The 13,702-nt window shown below is 68.4% G+C and carries 11 protein-coding genes; 7 read left to right on the top strand and 4 right to left on the bottom strand.

The genetic code is table 11. The features are described 5' to 3' along the window. The first annotated feature begins 68 nt into the window (after nt 1-68). From AAFP30_RS10590 to AAFP30_RS10575, 4 genes are all read left to right on the top strand, one after another. The gene (locus tag AAFP30_RS10590; RefSeq protein ID WP_419229857.1) at nt 69-1,097 is read left to right on the top strand and encodes an esterase-like activity of phytase family protein; all 1,029 of its coding nucleotides are present in this window, start codon (nt 69-71) and stop codon (nt 1,095-1,097) included. Nucleotides 1,098-1,166: 69 nt separating this feature from the next. Then, nucleotides 1,167-2,012, top strand: coding sequence for an ABC transporter ATP-binding protein (locus tag AAFP30_RS10585; protein WP_419229856.1), 846 nt, complete (start codon nt 1,167-1,169; stop codon nt 2,010-2,012). A gap of 4 nt (nt 2,013-2,016) precedes the next feature. Then, nucleotides 2,017-4,575, top strand: a complete 2,559-nt coding sequence (locus tag AAFP30_RS10580) for an ABC transporter permease (RefSeq protein ID WP_419229855.1) — start codon at nt 2,017-2,019, stop codon at nt 4,573-4,575. A gap of 73 nt (nt 4,576-4,648) precedes the next feature. After that, entirely contained in the window at nt 4,649-5,446 is a 798-nt protein-coding gene (locus tag AAFP30_RS10575) for a hypothetical protein (protein ID WP_419229854.1), read from the top strand. Nucleotides 5,447-5,460: 14 nt separating this feature from the next. On the opposite strand, the gene AAFP30_RS10570 is transcribed toward AAFP30_RS10575, so the two are convergent. Then, nucleotides 5,461-6,234, bottom strand: coding sequence for a class I SAM-dependent methyltransferase (locus tag AAFP30_RS10570; protein ID WP_419229853.1), 774 nt, complete (start codon nt 6,232-6,234; stop codon nt 5,461-5,463). A 217-nt stretch (nt 6,235-6,451) separates the two neighbouring features. Here AAFP30_RS10570 and AAFP30_RS10565 point away from each other — a divergent pair, with 217 nt between their 5' ends. Continuing rightward, complete coding sequence (locus AAFP30_RS10565) at nt 6,452-7,615, top strand: glycosyltransferase family 4 protein (RefSeq protein WP_419229852.1); 1,164 nt, start codon at nt 6,452-6,454, stop codon at nt 7,613-7,615. Here the strand turns inward: AAFP30_RS10565 and AAFP30_RS10560 are convergent. After that, on the bottom strand, nt 7,557-9,278 hold the full coding sequence (locus AAFP30_RS10560) for a hypothetical protein (RefSeq protein WP_419229851.1): 1,722 nt from the start codon (nt 9,276-9,278) through the stop codon (nt 7,557-7,559). The two genes, AAFP30_RS10565 and AAFP30_RS10560, sit on opposite strands and share 59 nt — an antisense overlap. A gap of 7 nt (nt 9,279-9,285) precedes the next feature. Further along, complete coding sequence (locus AAFP30_RS10555) at nt 9,286-10,263, bottom strand: HpcH/HpaI aldolase/citrate lyase family protein (protein WP_419230156.1); 978 nt, start codon at nt 10,261-10,263, stop codon at nt 9,286-9,288. 128 nt (nt 10,264-10,391) lie between these two features. Here AAFP30_RS10555 and AAFP30_RS10550 point away from each other — a divergent pair, with 128 nt between their 5' ends. Next, on the top strand, nt 10,392-11,606 hold the full coding sequence (locus tag AAFP30_RS10550; protein WP_419229850.1) for a polysaccharide biosynthesis protein: 1,215 nt from the start codon (nt 10,392-10,394) through the stop codon (nt 11,604-11,606). On the opposite strand, the gene AAFP30_RS10545 is transcribed toward AAFP30_RS10550, so the two are convergent. After that, complete coding sequence (locus tag AAFP30_RS10545) at nt 11,593-12,531, bottom strand: LysR family transcriptional regulator (protein WP_419229849.1); 939 nt, start codon at nt 12,529-12,531, stop codon at nt 11,593-11,595. The genes AAFP30_RS10550 and AAFP30_RS10545 overlap by 14 nt on opposite strands. A 101-nt stretch (nt 12,532-12,632) precedes the next feature. On the opposite strand from AAFP30_RS10545, the gene AAFP30_RS10540 reads away from it, so the two are divergent. Beyond that, complete coding sequence (locus AAFP30_RS10540) at nt 12,633-13,700, top strand: MBL fold metallo-hydrolase (protein WP_419229848.1); 1,068 nt, start codon at nt 12,633-12,635, stop codon at nt 13,698-13,700. The last annotated feature ends 2 nt before the right edge of the window (nt 13,701-13,702 follow it).

Below are 13,702 nucleotides of genomic sequence, written 5' to 3'. Positions count from 1 at the left end.
TCGATAGCGCTGCAGGACAATACCGCACGCCACAGCACCCGCTGTGGCGTGCGGTATTGTTGTGGCCTATGAGAATCCGCTTGTGGGGGGCGGCGCTCGTGTCCGCGTGCGCTGTAGCCCTGTCCGGTGTGTCAGCTGGTAACGCGGTGGCCGCGCCGCCGGCGAAACCTGCTGCGCCGCAGCAGGTCGACTCGCGCTTCCTGGACAGCACCGTGGTCAATGCGGTGCCGACCTTCGGCGGCATCTCCGGGATGGATCGCACCGGAAATGGTACGTACGTATTCATCTCCACCGACGTGGGCCGCTTCGGTCCCGCGCGCTTCTTCACCGGGACCGTGCCGTTCAACTCCGCTGTCGGTTTCCTCGGTCAGCCATCGATCACCGGTGGCGGGACGATCCTGGGCCCCGGCATCCTCCCGATGTTGCCGGGGTCGGCCCAGTTCGAGGGGATTCGACGGCTGGGTTCGGGATATGTCGTGGTCAGTGGTGGCGCTCATCAGTTCGTACACGTGACGGGTGACCTCGGGAACGAGGTCCGCAACCTGCCGCTGCCCCCGGCCTACCGCCCCGCGGCCAAGACCGGACTGGCCGGCCAGCGCGGACTGACCGGTGTCGCGGTGTCGCCGGGCGACCGCATCAGCGTGCTGACCGCGGGCGGACTCAAACAGGACCCGCCGAACGCGGCGCGCCTGCTCACCTGGGCCGGCCGTGGCACGTCGGAGTTCGTGTATCGCACCGACGGCGACAAGGTGGCCGCAGATGTGTTGGCGGTCAACAACACCGATTATCTCGTCCTCGAACGCGGGCGTGGGCGGGTGACCAGGGTCTACTGGACCACGACACGCGGGGCGCAGCCGGTCACCGGGGTGCGCAAGCTCAACGGCGCCGAGCGCGCGATGCCCAAGCGTCAGATCTTCACCTCCGATCCGCTGGTGGCGCTCGACACCGGCAATATGTCCGGATTGTCGTGGGGCAACTGGCTTCCCGATCGCCCGTGGCTCACCTACCGGTCGCGGGTGCTGTTCATCGTCGCCAACAATGCCTTCGCCGGTCCGACCCGCATCCACGCGCTCGAGATCCGCTTCCCGAAGAGCTGATCGCGGATCAGGGTGCGTTCAGGGAGATTCCCGATGGCGGATGCGCGCCAGATTTGGCACGGTTGAGCCATGACATCGGCCTCGAAGCACAGTCTGCGCCCCGACACCGCGGCCGCGGGCGCGGAGAACCTCACCAAAACGTATGGCTCCGGCGACACCGTCGTGGAGGCGCTGCGTGGGGTGACCGTCGAGTTCCCGGCCGGTGAGTTCACCGCCATCATGGGGCCGTCGGGCTCTGGCAAGTCCACGCTCATGCACTGCCTGGCGGGTCTCGACGTCGCCAGCGGTGGCCGCGTCCACATCGGCGACGTCGACCTGACCGGCTTGTCGGACAAGGAGATGACGCTCCTGCGCCGCGACCGGATCGGCTTCGTCTTCCAGTCCTTCAACCTTGTGCCGACACTGACGGCAGCCGAGAACATCACCTTGCCCGTCGACATCGCCGGTCGTGAGATCGACCGCGATTGGTTCGACACCGTCATCGCGCGTCTGGGTATCGCCGACCGACTCGGCCACCTGCCCAGTGAACTGTCGGGCGGCCAGCAACAGCGGGTGGCGTGCGCCCGGGCCCTCGTCGGCAAACCCGACATCATCTTCGGCGACGAACCGACCGGCAACCTGGACTCGCGATCCTCAGGTGAGGTGCTCTCGATCCTGCGGGCCGCGACCGACGAGTTCGGGCAGACGGTGGTGATCGTGACGCACGATCCGCGGGCGGCGTCCTACGCCGACCGCGTCATCTTTCTCGCCGACGGGCAGATCGTCCGAGAACTGGCGCACCCGAGCGCCGATGACGTATTCGAGGTGATGCGCACCCTCGACGAGCCGGACGCCGAATCGTCTGCAGCGGCAGCGTCATCGACGTCCACATCGACGGCCGCGCCGGTCGACGAGAACCCCTACGAGGTGCGGTGAGGTCATGGCGTCGTCCTCGGTGATGCGCCGGGTCTCGCTGCGAAACCTGCGGGCGCACAAGCTTCGACTGTTCCTGACGGTGTTCTCCATCGTCCTCGGCACCTCCTTCGTTGCCGGGTCGATCGTGTTCACCAGCACGATCTCCAAGGCGTTCAACGACATCTTCGACAGTGCCGCCCCCGGCGTTGCGGTGGAGGTCACCCCGGCCGATCGGCAGTCGCCGGGCGTGCCCCAGTCGGTCGTCGACGAACTCACCTCGCGCAAGCGTGAACTCGGCATCGATCGCCTCGTGACCGACTACTCCGGACTCGTCACCGTCGCCAACGCCGACGGCAAGGCGTTACAGACCGGTGGCGCGCCGAGCGTCGGCAGCGCGTATGTACCACCCGATCAGGCGCTGTCGCCCGACGCAGGCAAGTTGCTGCCCGGAGGTCGTGGACCGGCGAATGCCGGTGAGATCGTGCTGAACTCGTCGGCGGCCTCGGAAGCCGGCCTCAAGGTCGGTTCGCCGACGAAAGTCGTTCTCGGGCAAGGGTCGGCGGCGCCCCGAGACGTGACGGTGGTTGGTCTGCTCGATCTACCGAGCTCCACCGGGGGATTCGTCAACGTGCAGTTCGATCAGGCGACCGCACGCCAATTGTTCTCCGACGGAACACATGTCGCGCAGGTGGACATGTCTGCGGTGGACGGCGTCACGCCCACCCAACTGCAGGAGCGGGTGGAGAAGGCGCTGCCCGCCGACACCTACCAGGTGCGCACCGGTGATCAGGTGCGTCAGGACCAGAAGGATCAGGTCAACCAGTTCCTGACCATCTTCACCGGAATCCTGTTGGCGTTCGCGGCCATTGGACTCATCGTCGGCACCTTCATCATCTACAACACATTCTCGATGATCGTGGCCCAGCGCAACCGCGAACTCGCGTTGCTACGGGCGGTTGGTGCGAGCAAGCAGCAGGTGTCGCGGTCGGTGTTGTTCGAGGCGTTCGTGGTCGGCGTGATCGGCGGCGTCGTCGGTCTCGGCATCGGCATCGGGTTGGCGGCCGCCTTGAAGGCCATCACGAGTTCGTCGTCGGGTCTGCCCGACGCGCCCCTGCAGGTCGGTGTGTGGGCGGTGCTCGCCGCACTGTTCGTCGGCGTGGTCGTCACGATGATCAGCGCCTGGGTGCCGGCGGTGCGGGCATCGCGGGTGCCTCCGGTGGAGGCGATGCGCGCCGGCATGGCGGAGGGCTCGGCGTCGTTGGTGCGGCGCACCGTTGCCGGTGCGGTCATCGGCGTCGCGGGGGTGGTGATCATCCTGATCGGTGCGATGGGGGTGGGGCTCGGTCCGGCCATCGCCGTCGGTGTCGGTGCCGCCGCCTGCATCATCGCGGTGGTGCTGGCCGGGCCCGCATTGTCGCGGCCGGTGGTCGGTGCGCTGGGCTCGGTGATCGGGGCGCCGTTCGGCAAGATCGGTCGACTCGCGCGCACCAACGCCGTGCGCAATCCGCGGCGCACGGCGGCCACCGCTTTCGCACTGACCCTGGGGCTGATGCTCGTCGCCGTCATCGGCACCCTCGGCACCTCGTTCAAGGGCACCGTCGACTCTGCCGTGGACAGCGGAATCAAGGCCGACTACATCGTGGCCGGCACCAACAACCTGCCGATCCCGGCGGCGGTATACGACTCGGTGGCCAAGGCCGACGGTGTCGGGACCGCGGTCAGCTTGGGCGTCGTCCAGGCCAAGGTCGGGGATGACACCGTCACCGGCTACGCCGCGCTTGGCGGTCAACCGGCAGAGGTGGCCACCATGACGATGAAAGACGGCGCCTCCGATCAACTTCCGGCCGACGGCATGTTGGTCAGTGAGCGCGCGAGTGCGAATCGCGGCTGGCAGACCGGTGATGTCGTCACGTTCACCGGCGCGACCGGCCAACAGGTCAAGGTGACGGTGGCCGGCGTCTACGCCGACAACGAGGTATTGCAGCCGTGGCTTGTCGGACCCGACGTGTACAACAAACTCGTCCCGGCGGCAGCCAGGGTCAGTGTCGCGATCTTCGTCACGCCGTCCTCGGGTTTCTCCGACGACGATCTGCGCCGCAATCTCGAAGCCGCGACCGACTCGTATCTGACCGTGCAGGTGCAGGATCGCCAACAGTTCAAGAACTCGGCGTCGGCACAGATCGACCAGATGCTGGCGACGTTGTACGCCATGTTGGGGCTCGCGCTGCTGATCGCGGTGCTCGGCATCGTGAACACCTTGGCGCTCTCGGTGGTCGAACGGACCCGCGAGATCGGGATGCTGCGGGCCGTGGGCATGCTGCGGTCCCAGGTACGACGCAGCATCTACCTGGAGTCGGTGCTCATCGCGATCTTCGGCGCCATCGTCGGCGTGATCCTCGGCTGCCTCATCGGGTGGGCATTGGTCCGCACCTTGGCGAAGTGGGGTCTCGGTACGCCGGTATTGCCGTGGGGTCTGATCGTGTTCACGCTGATCGCGTCGGCGGTCGTCGGTGTGCTGGCGGCGTTGTGGCCTGCGGTGCGGGCCGCCCGCACCCGCCCGCTGGAGGCGATCGCCGAGGCCTGACGGTGGTGAGACACGCTCCGCGGGGTGTTGCTGGAGGCACGCTTCGAGTGGTGCGGATGACACAATCGGTGCCATGACCCGACCTCCCGACGACCGCTGGGACCCGAACCGCGAGAACCCGGAAACCCGGCGTTTCGACCCCGCCGACGAGACGGCCGCCTACCGACCCGCCGAGCCACCGCAGGCCGACTATCCGCCTGCCGGCCACCCGTCGGCCGCGGAGCCGCCACCCGCTGCGGGCCATCACGGTCCGTACGATCCGCCGCAGGCCTACACCCAGGCCGGTTACGGGCAACCGCAATACGGCCAGCCCGGCTACGGTGCACCCGGATACGGCGAACCGGGGTACGGCGAGACGGGTTACGGGGAACCGCCGGAGCCACCCAAGAACACCGGCCGCACCGTGGGACTCGCGCTCGCCGCGCTGGCCGCCCTCGTCGTCGTCGCGCTGGTCGGCCTGCTGATCGCGCGCGGCGGCAACAAGGACAACGGCAACAGTGCGGCGGCCAGCACCACGACGACGCCGAGCACCACCACGACGACGAGCACCCCGACCACCACCACGACCACCGAGGAAGAAACGACGACCACGCCGCCGCCGACCGTCGCGCCCGGCGCCGTGGTCTATCAGATCACCGGCAACGGCGACATCGTCGGCGTCCGTTACCGCAGCGGCGACCAGTTCACCTTCGTGGCCGCCGTCGGATCACCCTGGTCACAGGCGACCACGGTGACCGGAGGCACCGCCGAGATGACCGCGATCGTCCTCCGCGGTCCGGTCACCTGCAACATCCTGCACGGTGAGGACCTGCTCTCGTCGTCGACGAGCAACGGTGGCCCGCTGCGCTGCGCGGCCACGCTGCCCGGCTGACATCCAGTCGACCGTCACCGCTTGCGCAGCACCAGCACGAGGTTGGTGCCCAATACCTCGCGTAGGCCGGGGACCCGCATCACCCACCACAGCCAGTGCGGGAGATAGCGGGGGAACGCGCCGACCAGTTCGGCGTCGGGCTCCACCGCCCGCGCCCACCGCAAGCCCTCGGTGGCGGTGACCGCGAACAGCGACGTGCCGTACAGGTTCTTCGGCGGGTGACCGTGCCGGCGGGTGTACCACCGAGCGGCGCGGTGCCCGCCCAGGTAGTGGGTCAATCCCATCTCGTGACCGCCGAACGGTCCCCACCACAGGGTGTAGCTGACGATGACCGTTCCGCCGGGCCGGGTCACCCGCAGCATCTCGCGCGCCATGGCCCAGGGGGCGGAGGTGTGCTCGACGACGTTCGACGAGAACACGACATCCATCGAGGCGTCCGCAAACGGCAACTGCTGCCCCGATCCGCGGACCGTGGCCCGGTGCTCGAGACCACCCGCGTGCATCTCCGACGGGTCGGGCTCCACCGCGATGTAATGCGCCCCGACCGTGTCGAAGGCGTCGGCGAAATAGCCCGGACCGCCACCGACGTCGAGGACCACCGCACCGTCGATCGGCGCGGCGTGCCAGTCGGTCACCATCGTCGCGGTGTCGGCCGCGATCGCCCCGTAGAAGCGGGCCGGATCGGTCTGCTCGAACCGGAAGTCGTTCAGCAGTCGCGTCGCCCTCGCCAACGTCGCGTGGCGCGCAAATCCGGGGGTGCGCCGATGCCGCCGGCGGGTATCGCTCATGGTGTGCGTGTCCTCCAATCGTGCAAAACTTACAACACACGTTGTAATGTCCGAGAAATACAACTATCGTTGTAGACGCGCGGGTGATCGCCGGCTACACGGTAGCGGCACCAGTCCGCTGCACTCGCAGAGTCCTCGGTGGTCAGACGCGGTATGGAGGGGATACCACGTACGACCTCCGAGGACTTTCCCGTCTTCTCGGTACCCTGATCTGACGATGACCGAACCCACCGACATCCTGCTGCTGTGCTGGCGTGACACCGACCATCCCCAGGGTGGCGGGAGTGAGCGCTACCTCGAGCGGGTCGGGGCCGAACTGGTGCGTCGTGGCATGCGGGTCACCATGCTCACCGCAGGCTACGAGGACGCCGCCGACGCGGAGGTCCGCGACGGCATTCGCGTGTTGCGGGCCGGCGGTCGACTGTCGGTCTATCCGCGGGCGCTCGCCACCATCCTCGCCGCCCGATTCGGACGCGGACGTCTCGCCGGCGTCTCACCCGATGTCATTGTCGACACCCAGAACGGTGTCCCGTTCTTCGCCACGCTCGTGTCGGCCGCGCCCACAGTCGTGCTCGTCCATCACTGCCATCGCGAACAGTGGCCGGTCGCCGGTCGGACGCTCGGACGCGTCGGCTGGTTTCTCGAATCGCGGATCTCGCCGTGGGTGCATCGCCGCAATCGGTATGTGACGGTGTCCGGGCCATCGGCCACCGAGTTGACAGAGTTGGGCGTCGGTGCCGACCGCATCACTGTAATTCGCAACGGCGTCGACCCGGTGCCGATACCCGGTGTCGATGCCGAGCACACCGAACGCACCGCTATCCGGCTGTGTGTGCTGTCGCGTCTGGTGCCGCACAAGCAGGTCGACGACGCGCTGGAGGTCGTCGCCGACCTGCGCCGAACCCGCCCCGATATTCACCTCGACGTCATCGGCGGCGGGTGGTGGGCCGACGAATTGCATGCTCGAGCAATCGAACTCGGTGTGCGTGAGAATGTCACCTTTCACGGTCACGTCGACGAGCTGGACAAGCATCGGCTCCTGGCGCGTGCGCACGTCCATCTGATGCCCTCCCGTAAGGAGGGGTGGGGGCTCGCGGTGATGGAGGCGGCGCAACATCAGGTGCCGACGATCGGCTACCGCAGTTCCGTCGGTCTCGTCGAGTCCATCGAGCACGGCACGACCGGCCTGCTTGTCGACGGTGTCGACGAATTGACCAGTGCCACAAGGAAGCTCGTCGACAATCCGGAGGAGGCGGCGCGCCTCGGACGGAACGCGCAGCGCAAGGCCGCCGGGTACGACTGGCCGGCGACCGCGGCCGGTTTCATCGAGGTGTTCGACGACGTGTGCCGAGCAACGTCAGAACGAGCCCGCCGATCATAGCGGCGAGCCAGATCGAATGCGCCGCAATCACTGTCGCGCGCGCCGGGGCGGAGGCGCCGAGATCGGCGACCGCTCCCGGAATCCGGTAGAGCGTCAAATACTCCCCCCGATAGGCGATCTGCGCCTCGCGACGCAGCTGAGCCGGGGGTGATCCGTTTTCCACCACCACCCAACCGACGCCGAGTCGCGCCAGATCGTCGACCCGGCCGCCGGTGGTGAGTGCGTCGTCGACGAGGGCGCCCCGCCCGGCCGGCGGATCGACCTCGACGCCGTCGACGGTCAGTCGGCCGGAGTCGGTGACCGTCGCCCGGATCATGCGCGGCAACGGATTCAACGAGACCGTGTCGGTGAAAGGGTAGCGGCGCACCGTCCCGGCCGGCCACACCGCCACATCCCCGCGATCGGCGGGGATGATCTGCGCGACGGCCGTCCAGTCCGCGGGGTACTCGACCGGGCGGATGGTGCCGCCGACACCCCACGCAAGGTCGGGGAGCGGCGCGACCACCAGCAGCGCGGCCGCGGCCAGGGCGAAACCCGCAGGTACCCAAAGCCGCAACCACGTGACCGCGGCCGCCGCGGCGATCGCGAAGAACGGGAGCTCCAGAGCCAGATACTTCTGTGTATCGCGGAACAGGCCGACACCCGGGACCGTCTGCGCGAGCGCGGACAGCCCGTCGGCGACCGGTCCGATCGCGGCCACCGACACCGCAACCGCGGTCGCCGCGGCCAGTACGGCCAAGGCGCCCACCATCGGATCGAGTTCCCGACGACGACGCCACAGCCACCACGCACCCGCCGCCACCACCGCGAGCAGAGCGATGGTGGCGACCGCCGCCCACCAGATCGTGCGACTGGCCGGAACTGCGTCGGCATTCCAGATACCACCCAACCCGAGTGCGGTGCCCAGCGTGCCGAGTCCGGGCTCCGCCCGCAACCCGAACACCGCGAACCCCGACTCGCCACTGGTGGCCGGGGCATGCCCGACGAGGGTCGCGGTCAGCCACGGTAGGGCGCCGAGAATCCAGACGCCGCAGCCGAGTACGAGCCGGCGCCACTCGCGGGTCCGCAGCCACGGGGGCAGGAGGGTGGCGGCCATGATCGCGGCCGCGAGGACCGAACCGGTGGGGGTGAATCCCGCGACGCACACAGCGCTGATCAACGCAGCCCACCGCCACGCAACCGGTTCGTCGCGCAACCTTCGGGCCGAGTACGCGATCCAGCCGAGCGCTGCGCACGAGGTGAGCAGGCTCCAATGTCCTTGCAGAAGTCGCTCCGCCACATACGGATTCCAGACCGCGACCACCGCGGCGGTGATCGCCCCGGACGTACCCGCCTTCGGGACGAGTGCGGCGGCCAGTCGGCCGAAGCCGACACCCAACAGTGTCAGGGAGATAAAGAGGATCGCCGCCACCAGCCATCCGCCGTCGACGAACCGACTCGCGACCGCGATCACCCAATCCTGCGGTACCGCACGGGGAGCCACGTCGCCGAGCCCGAGCGCGGGATCGGTGACGAACGAGCGCGGCGTCGACACCGCATCCCGATACAGCAGATGGCCCGGCCGGAACACGGTCGCGAGGATCAGTGCTGCCGCGCCGGCCGACACCGTAAACAGAATCCATTGGCGGACAACGGGACTATCGTCGTCGCGCCGGGAGGTCACTGAATCCTCAGTAGTGGTAGGTGTCCGACGGGGCCTGCGCGTGGACCGGATCGTCCTCGTAGTCCGACGCCACAATCCCGTACGCCCGTGCCAGATCCAGGATCTTCGTCGCCCGCGAGATGCGCGGCAGATCGGAGCCGTTGCGGATCTCGCCGCCGTCGCGTTCGAACTCGGCGAAGAACTCCTTGGCCCAACTGATCTCGTCCTGCGACGGGGAGAGTCCCTCGTTGACCGGGTGGCACTGATCGGGGGTCAGGCAGATTTTGCCGGTCATGCCGAACTCGGCGCTCACCGCGGTCGCCTCGGAGAGCTTCAGGGCGCTGGACCCGACGGTGGGTCCGTCGATGGCGCTCGGCAGATGCGCGGCCTTGGCCGCGATGGTGAATCGGGATCGGGCGTAGGCCAGGGTGGCCGGGTTGTCGCCGAAACCGGTGTCCCGCCGGAAGTCGCCGATACCGAAGGCCAACCGGAAAGTTCCCTTGGCCGCGGCGATCTCACTGATCCGCTCCAGCCCGCGTGCCGTCTCCACCAGCGCCACGATCGGCACGTCGGGCAGCCGCTTCGCGGTCTCGACGACGTGATCGACCGACTCGACCATGGCCAGCATCACGCCGCCCACCCCGGCTTCGGCGAGAGCGTCGAGATCGTCGGCCCACCAGGGGGTCCCGAAACCGTTGATCCGCACCCAATCGCGACTGCCGTGGTCCCTCGGTCCGCTCGCTTCGCTCCCGGCGCCGGCGTCATTCGGCCCGCTCGCTTCGCTGTTGAGCCACTGCATCACGTTGTCGCGAGCCGTCAGCTTGTCCTTCGGGGCCACCGCGTCCTCGATGTCGAACACCACGATGTCCGCGCGTGACCGGGAGGCCGCCGCGAACTTGTTCGGCTGCGCGCCGTTGACCAGCAGCCAACTACGGGCCAGCACGGGGTCGATGCGGAAGCCGAGGACCTCGGGGTCGGACTCGTCAGGACTGTCGTGGTCGTACATGGTGAGCTTCTTCAGCGGGCTTTCTTCGTGGTCGGACAAACGGGTGATCCCATCGTTGCCTATCCGCGTCGAGACGTGCAAAGCGCCCCTGCCGCGCTGGCGGCGCGATGACGTGCACACTTGATCGCATGGCACGGACCGGCGACCCCACCCGCACCGGACTCGGGGTCTCGCTCGGGGCCGTCGCCGCCGGATCGATGGTCGCCAACATCTGCACCTACGCCATTCATCTGACCGCCACCCGCTGGTGGCTCGACACCGCCGAATACGGGGAGCTGGCGGTTGGACTGTCCGCGATGTTGGTGCTCGGCGTCGTCGCGATGGCGGTGCAAGCGGTGGTGGCGAGGTCGGTGGTTCGGCATGCCGACCCGGCGCGGATCGCGCGGGTGACCTGGCAGGCAACCGCATTCGTGATCGGCCTCGCGGTGCTCGGCGCACCCTTCGCCGCGTGGGTCACGTCGATGGGTGTGGGCACCGCGCTGGCCGCGCTCAGCGGGGCGGTGCCGCTGGTTCTGGTGGGCGCGGGTCAAGGTGTCCTGCAAGGACGCTCGGCCTTTCGTCTGCTCGCCTGGGTGTTGGCCGCGGTCGGGGTCCTGCGCACCGTACCGGTGATCGGGGTCCTGGCGGCCGGGGCCGGACCGGTTGGCGCGCTGGTCGCCGGCGCCGCGGGAACCGTGGCGGCCGCGGCGATGGTGGGCTGGGCGGTCCGGATGTCCGGCCCGGCCAACCCGACAGAGTGGCCGTACTCCACCGACCGACTGTCCGCGCTCGACGTCCTCGGCGCGTCTGGGGTCCAACTCGTCCTGATCGTCGCCGCGTCCATCGACCTCCTGCTGTCCCGCACGGCGCTGAGCGCCGGCGATGCCGGGGTCTACGCGCTCGGTGCGATCGCCACCAAGGTCGCGTTCTGGCTACCGCAGGCAATCGGTGTGGTCGTCTATCCGCAGTTGTCGGATCCGGCGTTGTCGGCGAACGCATTTCGCCGCGCGGTCGGGGTGGTGGTCGGGCTCGGGGTGGTGCTTACCGGCCTTGCGGGGTTGGCCGGGCCGATGATCCCGATCCTCATCGGCGACGACTACCGCACGCTGGTCCCGATCCTGTGGGTGTTTGCCTGGACGGGATCGGCGCTCGCCGTCCTGCAAGTCGCGTTGTTGGCCGCCATCGCCCGCGACCGGCCCCGAATCGCGCTGGCCACCTGGGCGGTGATCTCGGTCGAGGTTCTCGTCATCGTGACGTGCGCGCACTCGGTCGTCGCGCTGGCCGGTGTCGCGGCGGTGTCGGCGACCGTCGCCGCGGCCGGCACCTGTTGGTACTGCATGTCCGGGCCGGTCATCCGTCGGTAGTGTGCGCCCACATCCCTGGCTCGGTCTGTTCGTGGATCGCGCGCAGCGTCGTGATGGCCTCGGCAATCCTGCGTGACCGCGACCGGTTGCCCATCGTCACGGCGATGGCCGGGTTGTCCACCTCGTCGGCGACCGGGACGTGCACCACCTCGAGACCTTCGAATGTCCGGGTCGACGGGTGTGGCACGGCGTTGACCAGCGAGAATCCCAGGCCGCGTGCGACCAGCGAGCGGATGGTCTCGGCGCTCGACGACCGCCACCGCACGTCGACGTCGAGTCCGTGCCTGCGGATGCGTTCGACGAGAAGATCGGCCACCGGTGGGGTGTCCAACAGGATCGCGGGCAATCGGACGAGGTCGGCCATCGACACCGTCTCCTGCCGGGCGAGCGGCGAATCGGCGGCGAGCACTGCGTGCAATGCGACGCTGCCGAGACGGTGCGTGATGAGGTCTTGTCGTTCGAGCTGGCGCGTGTAGACCATGGCGACATCGAGTCGACCGGCGGCGACCAGGTCTTGCAGACGGCGCGACGTCTCCTCGACCAGACGTAGTTCCACGTGCGGCCAGTGTTCCTCGAAGTGGGCCACCAGTCCGGGCAGCATCCGCGGACTGGCCGTGTGCAGGCAGCCCACCGAGAGCGGTCCGCGCAGGTCTGCGCTGCTTTCGTCCACGGCGTCCACCGCGTCGTCGACCGCGCTCAGGATTGTCCGGGCGCGAGCAGCGAACTCCTCACCGGCGGCGGTCGGCCGGGCACGACGAGCGGGTCCGCGAGCCAGCAGCACCGCGCCGAGGCTCTTCTCCAGTTGGGCCAGCGCGGCCGAGACCGTCGCCTGCGAGACGTGCACCGCGGCCGCCCCGGCACTCACGGAGCCGTGATCGAGTACGGCGATGAAGTACTCCATCTGCCGCAGCGTCACATCATTCATAGCCTGAGACTATGTTATTCGACAAATAATATTGCTTTTCCTCTCTTATGGTCCGGAGCACACTCGTCGGCAAGCACCAATTCAGGTCACAGGAGGAACAGATGCACTTGCCGACTGCCGAGATCGGCGGCACTCGAGTTGTCACTTTGGGCACGACTGGTGGGCCTCGCTGGTGGAAAGGCGACGCCAAAGACCGCTGTGGTATCGCCACCGCAGTGGCCGTCGGAGACCGCTTCTATCTGGTCGACGCCGGCCAAGGCGTCGGGCGCCGTATCCGCCAGGCCGGTCTGGAACTGGCCGACCTCGGCGGCATCTTTCTGACCCATCTGCACTCGGACCACACCATTGACCTGCCGTCACTGTTCGTGGTCGGGATGCACGAATTGCAGAACCGACAGGCAGCGCCGGTCCGGGTGTTGGGCCCGGGAAACCGCGGAGTGCTGCCGGCCATCTCGCCGCACGCGACGGTGGCACCGCGTCCGGTCGCCCCGGACAACCCGACACCGGGAACGCGGGAGATGTTCGACTCGATCCTGCGGGCGTATGCCACCGACCTCAATGACCGGGTGCTCGACTCGCTGCGGATCTCGCCGGCCGAGCTCTTCGACGTGGGCGACATCGCGATTCCCGAGTTCACCGGATATCACCCGAACACCAATGCCACCCCGGCCATGGATCCGTTCGTCATCTTCGAGGACGACCGCGTACAGGTCACAGCGATCCTCGTCGAGCATCCGCCGATCGCGCCGGCGTTCGCGTTCCGCTTCGACTCCGAGGGTGGGTCGGTCACCATCTCCGGTGACACCTGCGAGACCGACAACATGGTGACCCTCGCCCACGACACCGACCTGCTACTGCACGAAGCGATCGACTTCGGCTGGGTGGACTCGCAGTACGCCCACGCAACCGACGACACCGGCCGCGCATCGCGCGCGCACCACTACAAGTCCCACACGTCGGTGGAGGGGGCATGCCGCATCGCCGAACGCGCGGGCGCGCGACGCCTGGCGCTGCACCACCTCGTACCCGGCTCCGCCGACCCGTCGGTGTGGGCGCGCGGTGAAGCGCTACTGCCGGGCCGGTTCCTGGTGCCCGACGATCTCGACGTCATCGCGCCCCGGCCCAATGGTCGCCGGGTTCCGAACACCGCCGCCGTTCTGGCAGGCTGAGG

The organism is Gordonia sp. CPCC 205515, assembly GCF_048537925.1.
Taxonomy (GTDB): Bacteria; Actinomycetota; Actinomycetes; order Mycobacteriales; family Mycobacteriaceae; genus Gordonia.
This window is presented reverse-complemented; position numbering and strand designations above follow the sequence as displayed.

Coding starts and splice junctions, on each gene's coding strand:
- AAFP30_RS10565 (WP_419229852.1), top strand. CDS start 6,452: ATGACCGAACCCACCGACATCCTGCTGCTGTGCTGGCGTGACACCGAC.
- AAFP30_RS10575 (WP_419229854.1), top strand. CDS start 4,649: ATGACCCGACCTCCCGACGACCGCTGGGACCCGAACCGCGAGAACCCG.
- AAFP30_RS10550 (WP_419229850.1), top strand. CDS start 10,392: ATGGCACGGACCGGCGACCCCACCCGCACCGGACTCGGGGTCTCGCTC.
- AAFP30_RS10580 (WP_419229855.1), top strand. CDS start 2,017: ATGGCGTCGTCCTCGGTGATGCGCCGGGTCTCGCTGCGAAACCTGCGG.
- AAFP30_RS10545 (WP_419229849.1), bottom strand. CDS start 12,531: ATGAATGATGTGACGCTGCGGCAGATGGAGTACTTCATCGCCGTACTC.
- AAFP30_RS10590 (WP_419229857.1), top strand. CDS start 69: ATGAGAATCCGCTTGTGGGGGGCGGCGCTCGTGTCCGCGTGCGCTGTA.
- AAFP30_RS10585 (WP_419229856.1), top strand. CDS start 1,167: ATGACATCGGCCTCGAAGCACAGTCTGCGCCCCGACACCGCGGCCGCG.
- AAFP30_RS10555 (WP_419230156.1), bottom strand. CDS start 10,263: ATGTACGACCACGACAGTCCTGACGAGTCCGACCCCGAGGTCCTCGGC.
- AAFP30_RS10570 (WP_419229853.1), bottom strand. CDS start 6,234: ATGAGCGATACCCGCCGGCGGCATCGGCGCACCCCCGGATTTGCGCGC.
- AAFP30_RS10540 (WP_419229848.1), top strand. CDS start 12,633: ATGCACTTGCCGACTGCCGAGATCGGCGGCACTCGAGTTGTCACTTTG.